General features: G+C 71.6%; 20 protein-coding genes. 9 read left to right on the top strand and 11 right to left on the bottom strand.

Annotated elements, in window-relative coordinates; all coding sequences use genetic code 11:
* Positions 1–4: 4 nt before the first annotated feature.
* The 3 genes from ACESM1_RS18935 (at position 5) to ACESM1_RS18925 (ending at position 2,390) form a co-directional block, all read left to right on the top strand.
* Entirely contained in the window at positions 5–1,096 is a 1,092-nt protein-coding gene (locus tag ACESM1_RS18935; RefSeq protein ID WP_372622736.1) for a P1 family peptidase, read from the top strand.
* Between the two features lie 38 nt (positions 1,097–1,134).
* The gene (locus tag ACESM1_RS18930) at positions 1,135–1,635 is read left to right on the top strand and encodes a hypothetical protein (protein ID WP_372622734.1); all 501 of its coding nucleotides are present in this window, start codon (positions 1,135–1,137) and stop codon (positions 1,633–1,635) included.
* Positions 1,636–1,838: 203 nt separating this feature from the next.
* Positions 1,839–2,390: a hypothetical protein gene (locus ACESM1_RS18925; RefSeq protein ID WP_372622732.1), complete on the top strand. Its 552-nt coding sequence runs from the start codon at positions 1,839–1,841 to the stop codon at positions 2,388–2,390.
* Positions 2,391–2,460: 70 nt separating this feature from the next.
* On the opposite strand, the gene ACESM1_RS18920 is transcribed toward ACESM1_RS18925, so the two are convergent.
* Entirely contained in the window at positions 2,461–3,672 is a 1,212-nt protein-coding gene (locus tag ACESM1_RS18920) for an NADP-dependent isocitrate dehydrogenase (protein WP_372622783.1), read from the bottom strand.
* 403 nt (positions 3,673–4,075) lie between these two features.
* Between ACESM1_RS18920 and ACESM1_RS18915 the strand changes: the two genes are divergently transcribed.
* Positions 4,076–4,300 carry a hypothetical protein gene (locus tag ACESM1_RS18915; protein ID WP_372622731.1) on the top strand — a complete coding sequence of 75 codons (225 nt, stop codon included), beginning with the start codon at positions 4,076–4,078 and terminating at the stop codon, positions 4,298–4,300.
* 141 nt (positions 4,301–4,441) lie between these two features.
* On the opposite strand, the gene ACESM1_RS18910 is transcribed toward ACESM1_RS18915, so the two are convergent.
* The 7 genes from ACESM1_RS18910 to ACESM1_RS18880 all read right to left on the bottom strand — a co-directional run bounded on the left by ACESM1_RS18910 (position 4,442) and on the right by ACESM1_RS18880 (position 11,034).
* Positions 4,442–5,620 (bottom strand): S1C family serine protease, encoded by a 1,179-nt coding sequence (locus tag ACESM1_RS18910; protein ID WP_372622730.1) that lies wholly within the window; start codon positions 5,618–5,620, stop codon positions 4,442–4,444.
* An 89-nt stretch (positions 5,621–5,709) separates the two neighbouring features.
* Positions 5,710–6,111, bottom strand: a complete 402-nt coding sequence (locus ACESM1_RS18905; protein ID WP_372622728.1) for a RidA family protein — start codon at positions 6,109–6,111, stop codon at positions 5,710–5,712.
* On the bottom strand, positions 6,108–7,769 hold the full coding sequence (locus ACESM1_RS18900) for an AMP-binding protein (protein ID WP_372622727.1): 1,662 nt from the start codon (positions 7,767–7,769) through the stop codon (positions 6,108–6,110). The genes ACESM1_RS18905 and ACESM1_RS18900 overlap by 4 nt, the downstream gene beginning before the upstream one ends.
* Positions 7,770–7,785: 16 nt before the next feature.
* Positions 7,786–8,943, bottom strand: coding sequence for an acyl-CoA dehydrogenase family protein (locus ACESM1_RS18895; protein ID WP_372622725.1), 1,158 nt, complete (start codon positions 8,941–8,943; stop codon positions 7,786–7,788).
* A complete protein-coding gene (locus ACESM1_RS18890) occupies positions 8,943–9,770 on the bottom strand; it encodes an enoyl-CoA hydratase family protein (RefSeq protein WP_372622723.1) in 828 nt (275 codons plus the stop codon). The genes ACESM1_RS18895 and ACESM1_RS18890 overlap by 1 nt, the downstream gene beginning before the upstream one ends.
* Complete coding sequence (locus ACESM1_RS18885) at positions 9,767–10,303, bottom strand: MarR family winged helix-turn-helix transcriptional regulator (RefSeq protein WP_372622721.1); 537 nt, start codon at positions 10,301–10,303, stop codon at positions 9,767–9,769. Before ACESM1_RS18885 ends, ACESM1_RS18890 begins: the two co-directional genes overlap by 4 nt.
* Positions 10,300–11,034 carry an SDR family NAD(P)-dependent oxidoreductase gene (locus ACESM1_RS18880; RefSeq protein ID WP_372622719.1) on the bottom strand — a complete coding sequence of 245 codons (735 nt, stop codon included), beginning with the start codon at positions 11,032–11,034 and terminating at the stop codon, positions 10,300–10,302. Before ACESM1_RS18880 ends, ACESM1_RS18885 begins: the two co-directional genes overlap by 4 nt.
* Positions 11,035–11,153: 119 nt before the next feature.
* Between ACESM1_RS18880 and ACESM1_RS18875 the strand changes: the two genes are divergently transcribed.
* Entirely contained in the window at positions 11,154–13,493 is a 2,340-nt protein-coding gene (locus tag ACESM1_RS18875; protein WP_372622717.1) for a bifunctional salicylyl-CoA 5-hydroxylase/oxidoreductase, read from the top strand.
* Between the two features lie 4 nt (positions 13,494–13,497).
* Here the strand turns inward: ACESM1_RS18875 and ACESM1_RS18870 are convergent, their stop codons facing one another.
* Positions 13,498–14,358, bottom strand: coding sequence for an oxaloacetate decarboxylase (locus ACESM1_RS18870; RefSeq protein WP_372622715.1), 861 nt, complete (start codon positions 14,356–14,358; stop codon positions 13,498–13,500).
* 42 nt (positions 14,359–14,400) lie between these two features.
* Complete coding sequence (locus ACESM1_RS18865; RefSeq protein WP_372622713.1) at positions 14,401–15,204, bottom strand: alpha/beta hydrolase; 804 nt, start codon at positions 15,202–15,204, stop codon at positions 14,401–14,403.
* Between the two features lie 95 nt (positions 15,205–15,299).
* On the opposite strand from ACESM1_RS18865, the gene ACESM1_RS18860 reads away from it, so the two are divergent.
* On the top strand, positions 15,300–15,863 hold the full coding sequence (locus ACESM1_RS18860) for a nucleoside 2-deoxyribosyltransferase (RefSeq protein ID WP_372622712.1): 564 nt from the start codon (positions 15,300–15,302) through the stop codon (positions 15,861–15,863).
* A gap of 3 nt (positions 15,864–15,866) precedes the next feature.
* On the opposite strand, the gene ACESM1_RS18855 is transcribed toward ACESM1_RS18860, so the two are convergent.
* Positions 15,867–16,844: a hypothetical protein gene (locus ACESM1_RS18855; protein ID WP_372622710.1), complete on the bottom strand. Its 978-nt coding sequence runs from the start codon at positions 16,842–16,844 to the stop codon at positions 15,867–15,869.
* A 99-nt stretch (positions 16,845–16,943) separates the two neighbouring features.
* On the opposite strand from ACESM1_RS18855, the gene ACESM1_RS18850 reads away from it, so the two are divergent.
* The 3 genes from ACESM1_RS18850 to ACESM1_RS18840 all read left to right on the top strand — a co-directional run bounded on the left by ACESM1_RS18850 (position 16,944) and on the right by ACESM1_RS18840 (position 20,248).
* A complete protein-coding gene (locus ACESM1_RS18850; RefSeq protein ID WP_372622708.1) occupies positions 16,944–17,678 on the top strand; it encodes a DUF1194 domain-containing protein in 735 nt (244 codons plus the stop codon).
* 118 nt (positions 17,679–17,796) lie between these two features.
* Positions 17,797–19,302 carry a circularly permuted type 2 ATP-grasp protein gene (locus ACESM1_RS18845; RefSeq protein WP_372622706.1) on the top strand — a complete coding sequence of 502 codons (1,506 nt, stop codon included), beginning with the start codon at positions 17,797–17,799 and terminating at the stop codon, positions 19,300–19,302.
* A 4-nt stretch (positions 19,303–19,306) separates the two neighbouring features.
* Positions 19,307–20,248, top strand: coding sequence for an alpha-E domain-containing protein (locus ACESM1_RS18840; RefSeq protein ID WP_372622704.1), 942 nt, complete (start codon positions 19,307–19,309; stop codon positions 20,246–20,248).
* The last annotated feature ends 57 nt before the right edge of the window (positions 20,249–20,305 follow it).

The following is a 20,305-nucleotide window of genomic DNA, read 5'->3' as shown; positions in this document are numbered from 1 at the left end:
TCGCATGCCCGCAGACCGCCGACGCGCCCGTGACCTCGGCCTTGCCCCCGGCATCTTCCCGCCGGGGCCGCTGAACGCCATCACCGATGTCGCCGGCGTGCGCGTCGGCCAGGTGACGGTGATCGCCGGCGAGGGCACGCGCACCGGCGTCACCGCCATCCTGCCGCACGGCCACAACCCCTTCACCCACCGCGTGCCCGCCGGCGTCTTCGCGATGAACGGCTTCGGCAAGATGGCGGGCGTGACGCAGCTGCAGGAGCTCGGCGAGCTGGAGACGCCGATCCTGCTGACGAATACGCTTGCCGTCGGCCGTGCGGTCGAGGCGCTGGTGGACTGGACACTGGCGCAGCCGGGCAACGAGGCCGTGCGCAGCGTCAACGCCGTGGTCGGCGAGACCAATGACGGCCGCCTCAACGACATCCGCGCCCGCGGCGTCGGCGCAGCCGAGTTGCGCGATGCGCTCGCCATCGCCGGGCCCGGCCCGGTGGCGGAGGGCAGTGTCGGCGCCGGGACCGGCACGATGGCGTTCGGCTGGAAGGGCGGGATCGGCACCTCCTCGCGCGTGCTGCCCCCGGCGCTCGGCGGCTTCGCGGTCGGTGCGCTGGTGCAGGCGAACTACGGCGGCGCGCTGGTGATGGATGGCCTGCCCGTCGGCCGGCTGCTCGGGAAATACTACCTCGCCGAGCACGTGCAGCAGCAGGCGGATGCGGATGGTTCGGTGGTGGTGGTGCTCGCCACCGATGCGCCGCTGTCGGACCGCAACCTGCAGCGCCTGGCGCGCCGCGCCATGGCCGGCATCGCGCGCACCGGCGCGGCCTTCTCGGACGGCTCGGGCGACTACGCCATCGCCTTCGCGACGCATCCCGAAGCGATCCGCTCGCCGGAGAAGCGCGCCGGCGCCGCCAGCTACGCGGATTGGCCGAATGACCGCATCTCGCCCCTCTTCGTCGCTGCGGCGGAGGCGACGGAGGAGGCGGTGCTGAACGCGCTGACCATGGCGACCACGGTGGAGAGCCGCATTGGCGGCAAGCGGGTGGTCGGCCGGGCGCTGCCACTCGACCGCGTGGCGGAGATCATCGCCCGGCGCGGCAATTAACGCGATGGCGACACGCGCCGTGCAGGAGTGCACGCGCCATGGACACGGGAACAGCTGGGCTGGTTGCGGTCCTCGCGGGCTGCCTGGTCGCCGCGCTGCTGCTCTGGCTTGGCGCCATGCTGCTTCGGCTGTTGCGCGGGGTGCTCGCCCTGCTGCGCATGCCGCGGCGGCAGGGCGCCGTGCTGCTGGCGCGGCTGCGCGGCCTGCGCCTGCGTCGCAGCCGTGCACTGGCGCGCACCGAGGGTGAGCGCGCCGCGGCCGCCGAGGCGGAGTTGCGCCGGCTGCGGGCGGAGCTCCGGCTGGCCCGGGCGGAGCGCGACGAGGCGCTGACCCGGCTCTCCGCCAGCGATGCGGCGCGGCGCATGATCTGGCCCTGGCACCGCGGTGCCGCGCGCGACGAGCGCTTCCTGCGTGCCAAGCGGGCCTTCGCGCTGCGCTTCCACCCCGACCGCCTGCCGCGCGATGCCACCGAGCGCGCGGTGCGCATCGCGCTGTTCCGCGAGCATTGGCGGGAGTTGCAGCGGATCGAGCGCGGCTGATGCGCGCGGATCGCCGGCACCCGGTCCGCCATGGTCGCGCAGCCGGGCCGGCAGGCGGCGAGGAGGATGAAGGGCGGGCCAGTCCTGGGCGGTGAGGGCGGACATCACCGGAGGCTGCGCGCGGGCTGTGCCGCGGGGAACACGGGTGGCGCGGCGGGACGCGGCATGGTCGCGCCAGCCACGCACGCCCGCAGGAGCCCGCCATGCCCTTCACCTTCGCCCGCTGCCTCGACCCGGAGATCGCCCAGCCCGGCCTGCAGACGAAGATCGTCGGCGCGCTGCTCACCCTCGGCCTGGTGACGCCGGAGCGCGATGCCTCGCGCGGTGACCTCCGCCGCGCCATGGAGGATCTGGCCTGGCTGACCTGGAACGGAGAGGACGAGGACCCGCTGTTCATCCGGCGGGCGCGGCTCTGGCCGGGGCAGGAGGGTTTTGCGCCGCGGCTCTGGATCGGCGTCGAGCTGGAGGGGGCGAGCTACCGGATCGCCTGCGCACGGACCGAGGAGGCCGACCGGCTGGCGGTCGCAGGGGAGCTTGCGCGGCTCGGGCTCGCCGGCAGCCCCTGGTGCGATGCCGGGACGGCTGGTTTCCACGCCCTCGCGGTCCGCAGCAGCCGCTGGGCGGCCGCACCGGTGGGCGGCCGGGGCGGGTGCTACGCCGGCCGGATCATGTCGCGCGCGCTGCCGGCCGAGCCGGGCCGCCGAGTCGTGGTGGCACCCGGTGCCGCCACTGGATGGATGGCGCTGACCGCCTGAGGCACGCCGGACGAAGACGGCCGCCGCGGCGTCCCGCGGCGGCCGTTCCGTCAGCCCGTGCCGTCTGGCGTCAGGCCATCTTCTTCTTCAGGTTCTCGTCGAGCTTCGCGAGGAAGGCCTGGGTGTTCAGCCAGGGCTGGTCCTTGCTGATCAGGATCGCGAGGTCCTTGGTCATGAACCCGCTCTCCACCGTCTCGATGCAGACCTGCTCGAGCGCATTGGCGAAATCCACCACGTCCTGCGTGCCGTCGAACTTGCCGCGGTAGGAAAGGCCGCGGGTCCAGGCGAAGATGGACGCGATCGGGTTGGTGCTGGTCTCGCGGCCCTTCTGGTGCTCGCGGTAGTGGCGGGTCACCGTGCCATGCGCGGCTTCGGATTCCACGGTGTTGCCATCGGGGCTCAGCAGCACCGAGGTCATCAGGCCGAGCGAGCCGAAGCCCTGCGCGACGATGTCGGACTGCACGTCGCCGTCATAGTTCTTGCAGGCCCAGATGTAGCCGCCCTCCCACTTCAGCGCGGAGGCGACCATGTCGTCGATCAGCCGGTCCTCATAGGTCAGGCCGCGCTTCTCGTACTCCGCCTTGAACTCGGCGTCGTAGATGGCGCGGAAGATGTCCTTGAAGTTGCCGTCGTAGGCCTTGAGGATCGTGTTCTTGTGGCTGAAGTAGACCGAGAAATTGCGCTGCAGGCCATAGTTGAAGCTGGCGCGGGCGAAGCCCTCGATCGAGCTGTTCAGGTTGTGCTGCATCATCGCGACGCCGCCGGCCTTGAAGGCGAAGTCGCCGATCTCCTGCGGCGCACCACCTTCCGGCGTCCAGGTCATCGTCACCTTGCCGGGGCCCGGCACCTTCATCTCGACCGCGCGGTAGATGTCGCCATAGGCATGGCGGCCGACGACGATCGGCTTCGACCAGTGCGGCACCAGGCGGGGGACGTTCCTGCAGATGATCGGCTCGCGGAAGATCGTGCCGTCGAGGATGTTGCGGATCGTGCCGTTGGGGCTGCGCCACATCTTCTTGAGGTTGAACTCCTTCACCCGCGCCTCGTCCGGGGTGATGGTGGCGCACTTCACGCCGACGCCGTACTGCCTGGTGGCATTCGCCGCGTCCACCGTGACCTGGTCGTCGGTCTGGTCGCGATACTCGACGCCGAGGTCGTAGTACTTCAGGTCGATGTCGAGATAGGGGAGGATCAGCCTCTCCTTGATGAACCCCCAGATGATGCGGGTCATCTCGTCGCCGTCCATCTCCACGACGGGCGTCTTCACCTTGATCTTGGCCATGCCGATCCTACCGATCATCCTGTGGGGCTCCTTCGCGGAGCCTTGCCTTGGAGCCTGCCTTCCGGGGCGCCCGGAGAGAGGCCCCGCGGCGCCGCTGCCCTGACCGGGCGGCGGAACATGCCAACCGCGCCTCCTGCGGGCAAGACCATGGGCGGCGATCGGTGCTTGCGGCCGGGGCGCTTCCGGGCGAAGCCCTGCCACATGATGTCCGCCCTTCCGCCCCCGCTTCGCAGCGAGCCGGTCGAATGCCCGCATTGCGGGGAGGCGACCATGCCGAACCTTCTGGCCGATGGCACGCTGGTCTGTTCCTGCGCCGCGGAGCGCGCCCTTGCGCCCGCACCGTCGACGCTTGCCGCACGCGCCGCACCGCCCAAGTGAGGCGAAAGGATCAAGGAGCTCCCAGATGCTGCTGCGCTGCGCCACGCGTATGATGACCGGCCCCGTCGGGATGGCCGCCGGCCTGGTCTTCGTCACCGGGGTCGCCACCGGCGTGGCGGTCGGTGCCGGCCTCGCCGGTGCCGCCCTGGTCGGCAAGCGGATGTGGGAGGAACGCCAGGGCTGGCGCTCCTCCGGCACCGACGACCCGCTGCCCCCGGCCGAGCCGGCCGCCGAAGCGCCCGGGATCTGAGACCGGCGGCGTCGGTCTTCGACCGGCGCCGATGCCCCGGATGCGGCCGCGCCACGCCGGAGGCGTGCCTTCGGCGCGATGCGCCTGAGGGCGCAAGAAGGCTCATATCGGCGGTCAACGAAGTTGGCCGCTGGTATGATCCTATCGGGGAGGTTGCGCCGGCCGGGCCGCGACGCGGACGGTCAGTTGCTGCTCCCGTCCATCGCGGATCAGGGTGAGGGCGGCGTCCTGCCCGGGTGCCATGCTGGCGATGTGGCGCAGGAATTCGCGCGTGCCCTGCACCGGCTCGCCGTCGATCTCCACCACCAGGTCGCCTTGGCGCAGCCCGGCGCGCTCCGCCGGGCCGCCGGGCAGCACGCCGGCGATCAGCGCGCCGCGGCGCGGCTCATCGTTGCCGAACAGGGCCGAGAGGGCGCCGCGCCGCTCCTGCAGGACCGCATCGGTCACCGAGACGCCGAGCCAGCCGCGCACCACCTGCTCGCCGCTGCGAAGCCGGGTGATGATCGGCCTGGCCAGGTCGGAGGGTGTCGCGAAGCCGATCCCGGCCGAGGCGCCGGAAGGCGAGTAGATCGCCGTGTTGATGCCGATCACCTGGCCCGCCAGGTTGAACAGCGGCCCGCCGGAATTGCCGGGATTGATCGGCGCATCGGTCTGGATGAAGTCGTCGAACGGCCCGAGCCCGATGCGCCGCCCGAGCGCCGAGATGATCCCGCTGCTGACGCTGCCGCCGAGTCCGAAGGGGTTGCCCGCCGCCAGCACCCACTGCCCGATATTGACCGTCGCGGAGGGCCCGAGCGCGACATAGGGCAGCGGCCGGTCGGCCTCCACCTGCAGCACGGCGAGGTCGGTCAGCTCGTCCGTGCCGAGGAGTTGCGCCGGCAATTCGGTGCCGTCCAGCAGCGAGACGGTGACGCGCGTGGCCTCGCCGACCACGTGGTTCGCGGTGACGATCAGACCCGAGGGATCGATGATGAAGCCGGAGCCGGCGCCGGTCATCTCCGGGCGCTCGCGGCCGCGGAAGCGATCACGGAAGTAGCGCTCATAGGGCGTGCCGCGTAGCCCTGGCGGCAATTCGGCAGCCGCTTCCTGGGTGACGGCGATGCTGACCACCGCTGGCATGACCTGCGCGGCCAACGCCTCGAAATCGGGCGCGCCGCGCAGCACGGCCGGCGTCGCGGCCGGGGGCGCCGTGGCGGGTGCCGGCGCCGGCTGGACGGCGGCGGGGCGCGGCGGTGGGGGCGGGGGCGGCTGCGGCGCCTCGTCGCAGGCGAGGAGCGGCAGCAGCATGAGCATGGCCAGGGATGCGCGGATGTTCTGCATCGGTCCGTTCGTTCCTTCTCGGGAGGGAACGCCCGGGCAGTCGATCGGTCGCGCGTGGTGGCGGCCTCGCGTTGGCGTGATGCGGCTGGCTAATCCGGGATGATCGCGGTGGCCTCTATCTCCACGCGCGCGGCCGGCTCGACGAGGCAGACCACCTGCACCAGCGCCATCGCCGGGTAGTGCCGGCCCATCACCTCGCGATAGGCCGGGCCGAGTTCCTTCTGGCTGGCGCGGTATTCCGCCATGTCCACGACATACCAGGTGAGCCGGCCGATATGCTCCGGCCCGCCGCCGGCAGCGCGCACCACCGCCAGCACGTTCTCCAGCGCCTGGCGCGTCTGCGCGACCAGCCCGGGCGGGAAACGGCCTTCGCTGTCCCAGCCGATCTGTCCGCCGACCAGCACCACGCGGCCCCGGCCCATCATGCCGTTGGCGTAGCCGCGTGGCGCGGGCCAGCCTTCGGGCTGCAGCGCGGTGAGGGGGGAGGTCATGCGGTCGGTTCCTCGGCGGCGCGCTGGCGTGCCGCCTCGTCCTGCGCCTGGCGGCGCAAGGCGAAGCGCTGCAGCTTGCCGGTGCCGGTGCGCGGCAGGGCGTCCACGAAGACGACGCTGCGCGGGTATTTGTAGGGCGCGATCTCGCGCTTGACGTGATCCTGCAGCGCCTTGCGCGTCGCGTCGTCCGGCGCGTGGCCCTCGTGCAGCACGACATAGGCGCGCACCACCATGCCGCGCTCCGCATCCGGCGCGCCGACCACGCCGCATTCCTTCACCGCAGCGTGCGCCAGCAGCGCGGCTTCGACCTCGGGGCCGGCGATGTTGTAGCCGGCAGAGACGATCATGTCGTCGTTGCGCGCCTGGTACCAGAAATAGCCGTCATCGTCCTGGATGTAGGTGTCGCCTGTGATGTTCCAGCCGTTCTGCACGTATTGCGCCTGCCGCGGATCGGCGAGGTAGCGGCAGCCGGTCGGCCCCTGCACCGCCAGCCGGCCGGGCGTGCCGCGTGGAAGCTCGGCGCCGGTCTCGTCCACCACCCGGGCAAGGTAGCCGGGCACGGGAAGGCCGGTGGCGCCGGGGCGTACCTGGTCCTCGCGCGCGGCGATGAAGATGTGCAGCATCTCCGTGGCGCCGATGCCGTCCATCAGCTTGAGGCCGGTTGCCTGCTCCCAGGCGTCGAAGATCGGCTTCGGCAGCGCCTCGCCGGCGCTGACGCATTTGCGCAGGCTGGAAAGATCGTGCTGCCAGGCGAGGCCGGCCATCACGCGGTAGGCCGTGGGCGCGGTGAAGCAGATCGTCGCGCGGTGCCGCGCGATGGCCGCCGGCAACTCCTCCGGCGGTGCCTTCGCGAGCAGCACGGCGGTGGCGCCGATTCGGAAGGGGAACAGCACCAGCCCGCCGAGGCCGAAGGTGAAGGCGAGCGGCGGCGAGCCGATGAAGATGTCGGAGGGCTCCGGCCGCAGCACCTGCGCGGAATAGCCGTCGCAGATCGCCAGCATGTCGCGGTGGAAATGCATCGTGCCCTTCGGCTCGCCGGTGCTGCCGCTGGTGAAGCCGACCAGGCACACATCATCGGCGGCGGTGTCGCAGGCGGCGAAGTCGGGCGAGGCTTCGGCGCAGAGCGATTCCAGCCCGCCATCGCCCCAGGTGACGAGATGCTGCAGGTCGGGAGCCTCGGCCCTGCGCAGCTCCTCGACGAGGCGCGCATCGCAGAGCGCGTGGCTGATGCGCGCCTTGCGCAGCACCTGGCCAAGTTCCTTCGTGCGCAGCAGCGGCATGGTCGGCACCACCACGCCGCCCGCCTTGAGCACCGCGAAGCAGGAAGCGACCATCCAGGCATTGTTGGCGCTGCGCAGCAGCACGCGGTTGCCGGGCACCAGGCCGAGCCTGCTCACCAGCGCATTCGCGATGCGGTTCACCCGCTCGGCAAGCTGGCGATAGGTGAGCGTCTCGGCCGGGGTGACGATCGCGGGATGGTCGCCGCGGCCGCTGTCGATGTTGCGGTCCAGCAGCTCCACCGCGCAATTGAGCCGCGCGGGATAGCGGAACTCCGGTCGGTCGAGCAGGAAGACCGGCCATTGCTCGCGGGGCGGCAGGTTGTCCCGGCAGAAGCTGTCGAGGTGGGCGCTCGGCGCGAGCGCGGAGCCCGTCATCATGCCGTCCATCTCCCGTTCAGCTCCCCCGTCGGTCCCGTTCCGCACGTGCGATCACCACGCGCTGGATCTCCGAGGCACCTTCATAGACGCGCAGCGCCCGGACCTCCCGGTAGAGTTCCTCGGCCTTGTGGCCCTTCGTCACGCCCAGCCCGCCATGCATCTGCACGCAGCGGTCGGCGGCGCGTTGCGCGGTCTCGGTGGCATGCAGCTTGGCCATGCTGGCCTCACGCGTGACGCGCGGCGTACCTGCATCCTTGAGCCAGGCGGCGCGATAGACGAGAAGCGCGGAGGCCTCCACCTCGGTTGCGCTGTCGGCGATGGCGGCCTGGCTCATCTGCTGGTCGAACAGCGTGACGCCGAAGAGTCTTCGCGTGCTCGCGCGCTCCACCGTCATGTCGAGCGCGCGTCGCGCGAAGCCGAGCGCGGCGGCGCCGACGGTGGCGCGGAACACGTCGAGCGTGCCCATCGCGACCTTGAAGCCCTCGCCGGGCCGGCCGATCATCGCCTCGGCCGGGATGCGCGCGGCATCGAAGCGCAGCGTGGCCAGCGGGTGCGGCGCGGTGACCTCGATCCGGGATTCGATGGCGAGGCCGGGCGTGTCGGCGTGGACGAGAAAAGCGGAGAGGCCCTTCGCACCCGGCGCCTCGCCAGTGCGGGCGAAGACGACGTAGCTGGCGGCGATGCCGCCATTGCTGATCCAGGTCTTGCGGCCGGTCAGGCGGTAATGGCCGTTGCCGTCCTTCTCGGCGACGGTTGCGAGCGCCGCGACATCGCTGCCGGCTTCCGGCTCGCTGAGGGCGAAGGCAGCGAGGGCGGTGCCGGCGCGGGCGCTTGGCAGCAGCTGGTCGCGCTGGGCCGGCGTGCCGAACAGCGTGACCGGGCCGGTGCCGAGCCCCTGCATCGCGAAGGCGAAGTCCGCGAGACCCGCATGCCGCGCCAGGATGTCGCGCGCGAGGCACAGCGCGCGTACGTCGAGCCTGCCATCTTCAGGGCAGGGCACGCGCAGCAGCCCGGCCTCGCCCATTGCGCGGGCGAGGCGGATCACGCTGCCATCGGCGTCATGCTCGTCGGACAGTTGCTCGGCATATGCGGCCGCCCACGCCTCCATCTCCGCCGCCCAGGCGCGATGGCGGGCATCGAAGAAGGGCCAGTCGAGGAAGGACGTACCGGCCATCAGTCGCCCTTGAACACCGGACGCTGCTTCGCGACGAAGGCGTCGTAGGCGCGCCGGAAGTCCTGCGTGGTCATGCAGAGCGCCTGCGCCACCGCCTCAGCCTCGATCGCCTGGTCCATGGACATGGCCCATTCCATCTGCAGCATGCGCTTGGTCATGGCGTGCGCGAAGGAGGGGCCCTCCGCGATCTCCTTCGCCAGCGCCGCCGCCGCTGGCTGCACCGCATCGGGCTCATGCAGCCTGTTGAAGAAGCCCCAGGCCAGCCCTTCCTCGCCGCCGAGCGAACGCCCGAGATAGAGCAGTTCGCTCGCGCGCCCCTGGCCGATCAGGCGCGGCAGGATGGCGCAGGCACCCATGTCGCAGCCGGCCAGCCCCACGCGGTTGAACAGGAACGCCACCTTCGCCCGTGCCGTGCCGAGCCGGATATCGGACGCCATGGCGATGATCGCGCCGGCGCCGGCGGCGATGCCGTCCACCGCGGCGACGATCGGCTGCGGGCAGGCGCGCATCGCCTTCACCAGCTCGCCGGTCATCGCGGTGAAACGCATCAGCCCTTTGGTGTCGCGGTCGAGCAGAGGACCGATGATCTCGTGCACGTCGCCGCCGGAGCAGAAATTGCCCCCCGATCCGGTGATGACGAAGGCGCGCACGGCGTCGTCATGCACCGCCGCGCGCAGGATCGCGGCCATCTCGGCGTAGCTGTCGAAGGTGAGCGGGTTCTTCCGCTCCGGCCGGTCCAGCGTGAGAGTCGCGACGGCGCCCGCGACCTCCAGCTTCAGGTGCTGCGCGCGATAGGCCGCGAGCGGTCCCGAGATGGCGGTGATCATGGCGTGTCCTCCGGCGAGAGCGCGGCGCGGACCGAGAGCTTGGCGCGGCCGAGCAGGCGGAACAGCGCCTCGCGCTCCTTCGCCTCCAGCCCGCCGAGCAGCTCGGCGATCCAGGCTTCGTGTGCCGCCGACTGGCGAGCGAATTCGCGGCGGCCCTTCGCTGTCAGGCGCAGCAGCTGCACGCGGCGGTCGCCGGGCCGCGCGCGGCGCTCGACCAGGCCTTCCGCTTCCAGCCGTGCGGCCAGGCCGGTGACGTTGCCGTTGCTGACCATCATGCGGCGCGAGATCTCGCCGAGCGTCATGCCGCCATTCATGCCCCCTTGGGCGCGATCAAGCGCCGCCATCAGGTCGAAGCGGGGCAGGGTGGTGTCGAAGTCGCGGCGCAGGCGCGCGCGGATCTCCCCCTCCACGAGCGTCGTGCAGGTGAGCAGGCGCAGCCAGAGCCGCAACTCGTCCTTGTGGCCGGGCGGTGACTGCGCGAGCGCCGTCTCCGCATCCACCACCATCGCGCCGAGATCGTCGGGCGCGTTCACGTCTCGCCCCCGTCCACCGCGATCGCCTGGCCGTTGATGGCGGCCGCACCCGGCGCGCAGAGCATCAGCACGGCCTGTGCGACCTCCGCCGGTGTCACCAGGCGGCGCTGCGGATTGTGCCTGATGAATTCCACGCGCGCCTCGGCTTCGCTGCGCCCGGTCCTGGCGACGATGCGGGCGATGCCTTCGGCGACGATGTCGGTCTCGGTGAAGCCCGGACAGACGGCGTTCACCGTCACGCCCTTCGTCGCCACCTCCTGCGCCAGCGCCCGCGTCAGGCCGAGCAGGGCATGCTTGGCCGCGACATAAGCGCTGACGTAGGGGTAGCCCTTCAGCGCGGCGGTGGAGGCGATGTGCACCACGCGGCCGAAGCCGGCCTCCAGCATCGCGGGCAGCACGGCCTGGGTGATGGCGACGGCGCCCATCAGGTTCACGCGCCACATCCGCTCGAACAGCGCGGCGTCGGATTTCAGGAAGGCTGCGCTTTCCGCGGCGCCGGCGGCGTTCACCAGCAGCGCGACGCTGGGCAGCGGCGGCGGCGCGGTCACGTCGCCCGGCAGCGCAACCGCCGCATCGCCGCGTTTCAACATCGCGCGCAGCGGCGCCTCACGCCGGCCCATCACGGTCACGCGCGCCCCGGCGGCCGTCAGCGCGGCGGCGCAGGCGGCACCGATGCCGCTGCCGCCGCCGGTCACCAAGGCGTCCAGACCCGTGAGCGCGCCTGCCTGCATCAGCCCTCCGATGCTTGAACCCTAAAACATCGACCGGTGCCGACGCAACCTTGCAATTCGGTTGCCCACACAATCTTTGAAGCCTAAACCAACCCGGATCCTGGAAGAGGGTGTCCCCTATGCGCATCGCGGTGATCGGCGGCGGCCCGGCGGGGCTTTACTTCGCCATCCTGATGCGGCGTGACTTTCCCGCCGCGCGCATTTCGGTGGTGGAGCGCAACCAGCCGGATGACACCTTCGGCTTCGGCGTGGTGTTCAGCGACGCGACGCTCGACATCTTCCAGCAGGCGGACGAGCCCTCCTACCGTGCCATCACGCACAGCTTCGCCTATTGGGACGACATCGAGATCCATGCGAAAGGTCATGTCCACCGGATCGGCGGCAATGGCTTCTGCGGCTGCTCGCGCCGCACGCTGCTGCTGCTGCTCCAGGAACGCGCCCGCGCGCTCGGCGTCGAGCTGGAGTTCCGCCGCGAGGCGACGCCCGAGGATTTTCCCGACGCCGACCTGATCGTCGCGGCCGACGGCATCAACTCGCCGATCCGCGAGCGCTGGCGCGACCACTTCCGCCCGGAGGTGGACCTGCGCCCGAACCGCTTCGCCTGGATGGGCAGCACGCGGCCCTTCGATGCCTTCACCTTCTTCTTCCGCGAGCGGCCGGAAGGCATCTTCATCGCGCATTGCTACCAGTACGAGGCCGGCGCCAGCACCTGGGTACTGGAGACCGACCCGGAGACCTTCGCGCGCGCCGGCCTCGACGGCATGGGGGAGGCGGAGAGCGCCCGCTTCCTGGAAGGCGTCTTCGCCGAGGATCTGCAGGGTCACCGCCTGATCACCAACCGCAGCAACTGGCGCCGCTTCCCGGCGATCCGCTGCGCAAGCTGGGTGAAGGACAACATCGTCCTGCTCGGCGACGCCAAGGCCAGCGCGCATTTCTCCATCGGCTCCGGCACCAAGCTGGCGATGGAGGACGCGATCGCGCTGCACCAGGCGTTCCGCGCCGGCGGCGACGTCGCCACCTGCCTGCGCCGCTTCGAGACGGCGCGACGGGAGGATGTGGAGAAGACGCAGCACGCGGCAGACGTCTCGCTGGTCTGGTTTGAGCATGTGAAGCGCTTCTGGCATTTCCAGCCGACGAAGTTCGCCTTCGGCGTGATGACGCGCTCCAAGGCGATCACCTGGGACAATCTGCAGCTGCGCGCGCCGGATTTCGTGCGGCAGGCACAGCAGGTCTTCGCCGAGGAGGCACGTGCGAAGGGGCTGCCGGCGCGCGACGACAGGCCGCCGATGTTCCAGCCCTTCGCCTTGCGCGGCATGCAACTCGCCAACCGCGTCGTCGTCTCGCCGATGGACATGTATTCGGCCACGGAGGGCGCCCCGGGCGATTTCCACTTCCAGCATTACGCCTCGCGCGCCCTTGGCGGCGCCGGGCTGGTCTTCACCGAGATGACCTGCACCTCCCCCGAGGCGCGCATCACCGAAGGCTGCACCGGCCTGTGGAACGAGGCGCAGGAGACCGCCTGGACGCGCATCGTGGATTTCGTGCACCGGCACAGCGCGGCGAAGATCTGCCTGCAGCTCGGCCATGCCGGGCGCAAGGGCGCGACGAAGCTGATGTGGGAGGGCATCGACCAGCCGCTGCCGGAAGGCGGGTGGCCGGTGATCTCCGCGAGCCCGATCCCGTATCTGCCGCACAGCCCCGTGCCGCGCGAGATGACGCGCGCCGACATGGACAGCGTCCGCGAGGAATTCGTGGCAGCGGCGCACCGCGCGACCCGCTGTGGCTTCGACATGCTGGAGCTGCACTGCGCGCACGGCTACCTGCTTGCCTCCTTCCTCTCGCCGCTGACCAACACGCGCAGCGACGAATATGGCGGCAGCATCGGCAACCGCCTGCGCTATCCGCTGGAGGTGTTCAACGCCATGCGCGCGGCCTGGCCGGCGGAGAAGCCGATGTCGGTGCGCATCTCCGCCACCGATTGGAAGGAGGGCGGCCTCTGCGAAGCCGACTGCCTCGCCATCGCGCGTGCCTTCGCCGCGGCCGGGGCCGATCTGCTCGACGTCTCCACCGGGCAGACCGTGCATGATGCCGAGCCGGTCTACGGCCGCATGTTCCAGGTGCCCTGGTCCGACATGATCCGCAACGAGGGCGGCGTCGCGACGATGTGCGTCGGCAACATCACCTCCGCCGACCAGGTGAACACCATCCTCGGCGCCGGGCGCGCGGACCTGGTCGCGCTGGCGCGGCCGCACCTCACCAACCCGTTCTTCACGATGCAGGCGGCCGCGCAGTACGGCGTGCGCGACATCGCCTGCCCGCCGCAATACCTCTGGGGCAAGGACGCGCTGATGCGCAACGCGGCGCGCGAACAGGCCGACCTGCGCGAGTTGCGGCTGAAGGCGCGGCCGCAGAGCCACAAGCCCGCGGGCGCGGAAGAGCTCCCGCGCGCCGCGGAGTAGTCGTTCAGGCCGTGATGAAGGGCTTCGCTGCCGCGTCGTAATCGGCGTAGCCGAGCGTCTGCCGCAATTCCGCCGGCGGCAGCGCGGTGGCGGCTTCCGCGTCTCCCGCCTGCAGCGCGGCAAGCCCGGCCTTGATGCCGGCGGCGACGGGCGAGAGGAGGCCGGTCGGGTAGGTGCCGATCTTCAGCCCCAGCGCCTGCGCATGGCCGCGCGAGGGCGTGGCGCGCGGGGCGCCTGGGGAGAGCACGGCGAAGCTGGGCTTGCCACCAGCGGCGGCGACGCCGCGCCGGATCTCCTCGTCATCGGCGGGGCTGTCGAGGAACAGGATGTCGGCGCCTTCCTCGGCGAACATCGCGATGCGCGCCACCGCCTCCTCGATGCCTTGCGTGGGGCGGCAATCGGTGCGGGCCAGCACCAGGATGCCCGAGTCCTTCGCGGCCTGCACGGCGGCCCGGACCTTCATCCGCGCCTCCTCGCGCGGCAGGCAGGGCTTGCCGGCGGAGGTCAGCGCGCGGGGCGTGATCTTGTCCTCGATCAGGATCGCGGCAGCGCCGGCGCGGCCATAGGCGCGGACGGTCCTCTGCACGTTCATCGCGTTGCCGTAGCCGTGGTCGCCATCGGCCAGCACCAGCAGGTCGGGTGCTGCGCCGCGCACCATCTGGAAGCTGTCGAACATCTCCGCGAAGGAGACGAGGTCGAGGTCCGGCCCGCCGAGCCGGCTGGCGGCGACGCAGGAGCCGGAGAGGAAGGCGGTGCGGAAGCCCGCGCCATGGGTCAGCTTCGCGGTCAGCCCGTCCCAGACCGCGGGCATGACGACGAAGTCGGGCTCGGCGAGCAGGGCGCGCATTCTCTCGGGCGGTGTCATGGGCGGGTCCTCCGGTTCGGTGCGGCGCAGGCTACACCGCGATCAGCCGCGCGCCATCCGCTCCAGCCGCGCGGTCAGCGCATGGTCGGGATCCGCCAGCGGCGAGATGACGGTGAAGTGGTTGGCGCCGGGCAGGGCCTCGAAGCTGCCACCCCAGGCGGCCGCCATGTCACGGCTCTGGCGGAGGAACTCGTTGCTCTCGGCGCCGCCGACGAGGCAGTGGATCGGCCGTCCGGGCGAGGGCAGGAAACGCGGCGAGAGGGCGCGCGCCGTCGCGGGCGTGAGGTTCAGCCCCTCGGCGATGGAGGTCGGCAACAGCGGCTCCAGTTCGAAGACGCCGGAGATCGGCAGCGCGGCATGCACCAGGTCGGCGGGCAGCTTCGGATCAAGCGCGCGCCAGTCGGTCGCCAGCAGCATGGCCGAGAGATGCCCGCCGGCGGAATGGCCGGCGGCCAGCAGACGGCGGCCGGTGCGATGCCAGAGGAAGCGGCAGGCATCGCGCATCTGCTCGACGATGCGCGCGATCGGCACTGCGGGGCAGAGGGCGTAGGAGGGCACTGCCACGGCGACGCCCCGCAGGTTCGCCCCGCGCGCGCAATGGCTGGCGAAGCTGCGGTCCAGCGCCTTCCAGTAGCCGCCATGGATGAACAGGGCGAGTGGCGCCTCCGCCGCGGCCGCGGGGTGGAACAGGTCGAGCCGCTCCCGCTCGCCCGCGCCATAGGCCAGGTCGAGCTCGGCGCGCGGGCAGGCGGCGCGCCAGGCCGCCGCGTCGCGTGCCCAGGCCGCGATATGGGCGGCGTGCTCCGGCACCCGGGCGCGGTTGTTGTATTCCAGCTCCAGATCCATCCGCCTTGTCCCTCCGCTGCCATTGCAGGCCGCTCGTCCTACGTGCGGCAAGCCCCCCGTTCCGCAACCCATGCCCGCCGGGGCAAACTACGCCGATGAAGGTCTATCTCGCCGGTCCCGACGTGTTCCTGCCGGACCCCATCGCCATGGCGGAGCGCAAGCGCGCGATCTGCGCGGCGCATGGGCTCGCCGGCATCTTCCCGGTGGATGCCCATCCGCAGCATCCGGAGGAGGATGCGATCCCGCGCTGGCTGTGGATCTACCGCCGCAACGAGGCGCATATGCGCGACGCCGATGCGGTGATCGCCAACCTCACGCCCTTCCGCGGCCCCTCGGCCGATCCGGGGACGGTGTACGAGCTCGGCTTCATGCGGGCGCTCGGCAAGAAGGTGCTGGGCTACAGCAATGTCGGAGCCGACCTGGTGCCGCGGACGCTGGGCTTCATCGGCCCCGCGGCACGGCGCGATGCGGAGGGGCGCTGGCGCGATGCCGAAGGCATGGCGGTGGAGGATTTCGGCCTTGCCGACAACCTGATGATCGACGGCGCCATCCGGGAGGCCGGCGGGCTGCTGGTGCGGCGCGAGGTGCCGGCCGCGGACCGCTGGACCGACCTGACGGGATTCGAGGAATGCGTCCGGAGCCTCGCCGCGCGGCGCTGACGCTCAGCCGCGCAGCGCCAGGTTGGTGAAGCGCGCATTGCCCGGCCGCCTGCCGAGCGTCAGCACGCCCCAATGCACCACGTTGCGGTGGAAGGGCGCCTCCGACAGGCCGTGGACCACCGCATCGTTGTGCAGCAACACCTCGGGATGGCCGCCGCCGTCCAGCGGCAACAGGCGCGAAAGCGCCGCCGGCAGGTGGAAGCCGGGGGCGAGCCAATCGCCCGGCAGCTCCTCAGCACCACGCAGGATGTGGCCTTCGCGGTCCAGCTGCCCGGGCAGCCCGACCGCCACCGCCGGCGCGAGCGAAAGCCCGGCCGCGGCCGCCTCCCCGGCGAGGTCGCCAAGCATGCCGGCCAGCCGGCCGATCGCCGTCGCGCGGTCGGGCGGCGCGGCCTTGGTCGCGTGGTGCCAGGATGCCTGCCGCCACACCCCGGCGGCCGCGAGGTCCGGCGCCACGCCGAGGCGCGGCAGCACCACACCGGCGCGGAAGACGTCACCGTCGAGCGCTGCGGCCAGCACCGCATCGGCGGCGGCGAGCAGATCATCCGGCAGCAGCCGCGCCGCGCCGATCAGCCCGGCCTCCTCCGGTGCGTGGCGGATCGGTGCAACCGGCACGGCGAGCCCCGCCTCGCGCAGCAATGTCGCCGCGCGCCCCACGGCCACCGCGCCGAACCGCGACGAGCGGAGCCCGCCACCGATCAGCACGCGCTGGGTGTCGCGCCATTCCGGCAGGTGCAGCGCCCGGCGCACCAGCCCGGCGAGCGCCGCGGCATCGGTCTCGATCGCGCCGCGCAGCATGGCTGCGGTGGCCGGTGCGCCGGCGAGTAGCGCCTCGTCCAGCGCCTCGGCCCCGGCCTGGTGCGTGCCGCCGAACGCAGGGTCGGCGGCTGCTTCCGTCACATCGAGGCCATAGGCATCCAGGCGCAGGCCACGGAACAGCTGGGCGCCGTGCGCGGGCAGGGGGGGCGGGTCTTCGGGCATCGGTCCGAGGGTCGGGACGCAGGGCCGGCGGGAAGGTTCCGCCTTGACGATGCCGCGCCACTCCCCAGACACAGGGCAGCAACGCTGCGAGGGCGCGCGATGGACCAGGATGGCAGGCGGGCGCCGCTGCGGCGCCGAATGGTGCTCGCGGCGCCGGCGCTTCTCGCGGCGCGACCCGGGGTCGTGCAGGCGCAGGATCCCGCGGTGGACTTGTTGCTGGTGCTCGCGGTGGATGCATCGGGCTCGATCGACCCCGACGAATTCGCCCTGCAGCGCGACGGCCTGGCGGAGGCGATCGCACATCCGGCGGTGCTTTCCGCCATCCGCTCCCGGCCGCGCGGTGCGATCGGGGTGGCGATGGTGGAGTGGGGCTCGCCGGGCGGGGCGGCGACGGTGGTGGAATGGATGCGCGTGGGCGATGCCGCCTCGGCCGAGGCGGCGGCAGGGGCAATGCGCGACGCCCCGCGCTCCCGCCAGTCCTACAACGCCATCGGCGACGCGCTGGTGCATGCCGGCGCGCTGCTGGCCGCCGCCCCATGGCGGGCGGCGGAGCGCACCATCGATGTCTCGGGCGACGGGCCGGACATCCGCAGCATCGTGGCCGCGCCCACGGCGCGGGATGCGCTGGTGGCGCAGGGCGTGGTGGTGAACGGCCTGGCGATCGAGGCGGCGTCGAGCTGGCGCGACGGGCGGCTTTCGGCGCTCTATGAGCGCGACGTGATCGGCGGCCCCGGCGCCTTCGTGGTGCGCGCCGAGGACCGTCGTGACTTCGCGCGCGCCATGCGGGCGAAGCTGATCCGCGAGATCGCGGCCGGACGCGGCGCGACGGGTTGAGCATCTGCCTGCAGAGCAGCCAGTTGGCGCCCAGCTTCTGGGCAGTCAGGCCGCGAGGTCATGCGGCCGGCGACCTGTTCCTCTTCCCATCCCTTCCCGATTCCGCGACATTCGGGTCATGGACCGAGACGCCGCAGGGCAGCCGCGCCGCGCCTTCGACGAGATGCAGGAGGAAGCCGGTGTGCGGCCCGCCTATGCCGGCATCGCCGCCTGGATTGCGCAGCACGGCCTTGCCGCGCTCGGCGCGAAACGGACGGAGGCGGAGGCGCTGTTCCGCCGCGTCGGCATCACCTTCGCGGTGTATGGGGAGGGCGGCGACCCCGAGCGCCTGATCCCCTTCGACGTGATCCCCCGCATCCTGGCACGCAGCGAATGGGACCGGCTGGCGCGCGGCCTGACGCAGCGGGTGAGGGCGCTGAACGCGTTCATCGGCGATGTCTATGCCGGGCAGGAGATCGTCCGGGCTGGCCGCGTGCCGGCCGCGCTGATCGCCGACAACGAGGCCTTCTGCAAGCCGATGCTCGGCTTCCGCCCGCCCGCCGGGGTGTTCACGCATATCTCCGGCATCGACCTGGTGCGCACCGGGTCGGATGATTTCTACGTGCTGGAGGATAATTGCCGCACGCCGTCGGGCGTCTCCTACATGCTGGAGAATCGCGAGGCGATGCTGCGGCTGTTCCCCGGCCTCTGCTCCGACCATCGGCTGGTGCCGGTCGGGCATTATCCGGAGGAATTGCTGGAGACCCTGAAGGAAGCCGCGCCGCCCAACTGCACCGGGCGGCCCTGCGTCGCCATCCTCACGCCGGGGCATTTCAACAGCGCCTATTACGAGCACTGCTTCCTGGCCGACGAGATGGGCGTCGAGGTGGTGGAGGGCGCCGACCTCTTCGTCAGGGACGACGTCGTCTACATGCGCACCACCGCCGGGCCGAAGCGGGTGGACGTGCTGTACCGCCGGGTGGATGACGACTACCTCGACCCGCGCGTCTTCAGGCCGGAGAGCATGCTCGGCGTGCCCGGCATCTTCGCCGCCTACCGCGCGGGGAACATCACGCTGGCCAATGCGCCGGGCGCGGGCATCGCGGACGACAAGGCGATCTATCCCTTCGTGCCGGAGATGATCCGCTTCTATCTCGGCGAGGAGCCGCTGCTGCAGAACGTGCCGACGTTCCTGTGCGAGCGCGATGCCGACCGCGCCCATGTGCTGGACAACTTGGGCGAACTGGTGGTGAAGCTGGCGCGTGGCTCCGGCGGCTACGGCATGCTGGTCGGTCCGCACAGCACGAAGGCGCAGCAGGAGGAGTTCGCCGCACGCATCCGCGCCAGGCCGCAGGACTACATCGCGCAGCCGACGCTGGCCCTCTCCACCGTGCCGACACTGGCGGAAGGCGGCATCGCGCCGCGGCACGTGGACCTTCGCCCCTATGTGCTGATGGGCAGGGAGGTGCGGATCGTCCCTGGCGGCCTGACGCGCGTGGCACTGCGGGAGGGATCGCTGGTGGTGAACTCCTCCCAGGGCGGCGGCACGAAGGACACGTGGGTGGTGGAGGACCGGCCGGAACCGATGCCGCAGTCGCAGTCCATGGGCGCGATGTCGCAGTCGCAGTCCCAGCGGCAGGGCTGAAACGATGCTCGCGCGCACCGCCGACAGCCTGTTCTGGATGGGCCGCTACACCGAGCGGGCAGGCAACACGGCGCGCGGCATGCAGGTGGCGCTGCGCATGGCGGGGCTGGCCGGCAGCCTGGGTGGCGGGCGCGACGAGTGGCGCAACCTGCTCGTCGCCGCCGGTGCCGAGCCGGGGTTCCGCGGCACCGGCCGTGCCGTGACGCCCGAGGCCGTGATCGGCTGGCTGGCGCTGGATGCCGAGAACCATTCCTCCATCGCCAACTGCATCGAGGCTGCGCGGCGCAACGGCCGCGCGGTGCGTACCGCGCTGACCGTGGACATGTGGGAGGCGCTGAACGACACTTGGCGGGAGATGCGCGCACGCGCCGCCTCCGCCACCGATGAGGATACGCTGCCCGGCTTCCTCGACTGGGTGCGCGCGCGGACGCTGCTGTTCAACGGCGCCGCCGCCGATACCATGCTGCGCGACGAGGGCTGGCTGTTCGTGCATCTCGGCGTGATGCTGGAACGCGCGGACAACACCGCCCGCCTGCTCGATTCCAAGCACCAGGCGCTGAGCGGCGCGGGTGCCGAGGGCGCGGTGGCCTATGCGGAATGGCAGGCGCTGCTGCGCTCGGTCTCCGCGCTGCGCTCCTTCCAATGGGTGTATCACACGCGGCTGCGGCCCGACTTGGTGGCGGAGCTGCTGCTGTTCCGCCCGGAACTGCCGCGCTCGCTGGTCGCCTGCCACGTCCGGGTGCTGCATGCGCTGGAGCGCGTGGCCGCGGCCACCGGCGGGCGCCGCGGCGACCCGCAGCGCATCGCCGCCGAGATCAACGATGCGCTGGCGAAGGGCCGCGTCGAGGACATCATGGCGCGCGGCCTGCACGACTGGCTGACAGCGCAGATCGACCGCAACGTCGAGCTCGGCGATGCGATCCAGAGGCTCTACCTCAGCGGCTGACGGGCTGTTCCCCGGGGAACATTGGTGTCCGGCACCCTCCTGCATTCTCGGGCCATC

Origin of the sequence: Falsiroseomonas sp. (genome assembly GCF_041690465.1) — a bacterium.
In the GTDB taxonomy this organism is placed as follows: Bacteria; Pseudomonadota; Alphaproteobacteria; order Acetobacterales; family Acetobacteraceae; genus Falsiroseomonas.
Note: the sequence above shows the minus strand (reverse complement) of the source record. Positions and strands in the feature narration are given on the sequence as shown.

Coding starts and splice junctions, on each gene's coding strand:
- ACESM1_RS18935 (WP_372622736.1), top strand. CDS start 5: ATGCCCGCAGACCGCCGACGCGCCCGTGACCTCGGCCTTGCCCCCGGC.
- ACESM1_RS18930 (WP_372622734.1), top strand. CDS start 1,135: ATGGACACGGGAACAGCTGGGCTGGTTGCGGTCCTCGCGGGCTGCCTG.
- ACESM1_RS18925 (WP_372622732.1), top strand. CDS start 1,839: ATGCCCTTCACCTTCGCCCGCTGCCTCGACCCGGAGATCGCCCAGCCC.
- ACESM1_RS18920 (WP_372622783.1), bottom strand. CDS start 3,672: ATGGCCAAGATCAAGGTGAAGACGCCCGTCGTGGAGATGGACGGCGAC.
- ACESM1_RS18915 (WP_372622731.1), top strand. CDS start 4,076: ATGCTGCTGCGCTGCGCCACGCGTATGATGACCGGCCCCGTCGGGATG.
- ACESM1_RS18910 (WP_372622730.1), bottom strand. CDS start 5,620: ATGCAGAACATCCGCGCATCCCTGGCCATGCTCATGCTGCTGCCGCTC.
- ACESM1_RS18905 (WP_372622728.1), bottom strand. CDS start 6,111: ATGACCTCCCCCCTCACCGCGCTGCAGCCCGAAGGCTGGCCCGCGCCA.
- ACESM1_RS18900 (WP_372622727.1), bottom strand. CDS start 7,769: ATGATGACGGGCTCCGCGCTCGCGCCGAGCGCCCACCTCGACAGCTTC.
- ACESM1_RS18895 (WP_372622725.1), bottom strand. CDS start 8,943: ATGGCCGGTACGTCCTTCCTCGACTGGCCCTTCTTCGATGCCCGCCAT.
- ACESM1_RS18890 (WP_372622723.1), bottom strand. CDS start 9,770: ATGATCACCGCCATCTCGGGACCGCTCGCGGCCTATCGCGCGCAGCAC.
- ACESM1_RS18880 (WP_372622719.1), bottom strand. CDS start 11,034: ATGCAGGCAGGCGCGCTCACGGGTCTGGACGCCTTGGTGACCGGCGGC.
- ACESM1_RS18875 (WP_372622717.1), top strand. CDS start 11,154: ATGCGCATCGCGGTGATCGGCGGCGGCCCGGCGGGGCTTTACTTCGCC.
- ACESM1_RS18870 (WP_372622715.1), bottom strand. CDS start 14,358: ATGACACCGCCCGAGAGAATGCGCGCCCTGCTCGCCGAGCCCGACTTC.
- ACESM1_RS18865 (WP_372622713.1), bottom strand. CDS start 15,204: ATGGATCTGGAGCTGGAATACAACAACCGCGCCCGGGTGCCGGAGCAC.
- ACESM1_RS18860 (WP_372622712.1), top strand. CDS start 15,300: ATGAAGGTCTATCTCGCCGGTCCCGACGTGTTCCTGCCGGACCCCATC.
- ACESM1_RS18855 (WP_372622710.1), bottom strand. CDS start 16,844: ATGCCCGAAGACCCGCCCCCCCTGCCCGCGCACGGCGCCCAGCTGTTC.
- ACESM1_RS18850 (WP_372622708.1), top strand. CDS start 16,944: ATGGACCAGGATGGCAGGCGGGCGCCGCTGCGGCGCCGAATGGTGCTC.
- ACESM1_RS18845 (WP_372622706.1), top strand. CDS start 17,797: ATGGACCGAGACGCCGCAGGGCAGCCGCGCCGCGCCTTCGACGAGATG.
- ACESM1_RS18840 (WP_372622704.1), top strand. CDS start 19,307: ATGCTCGCGCGCACCGCCGACAGCCTGTTCTGGATGGGCCGCTACACC.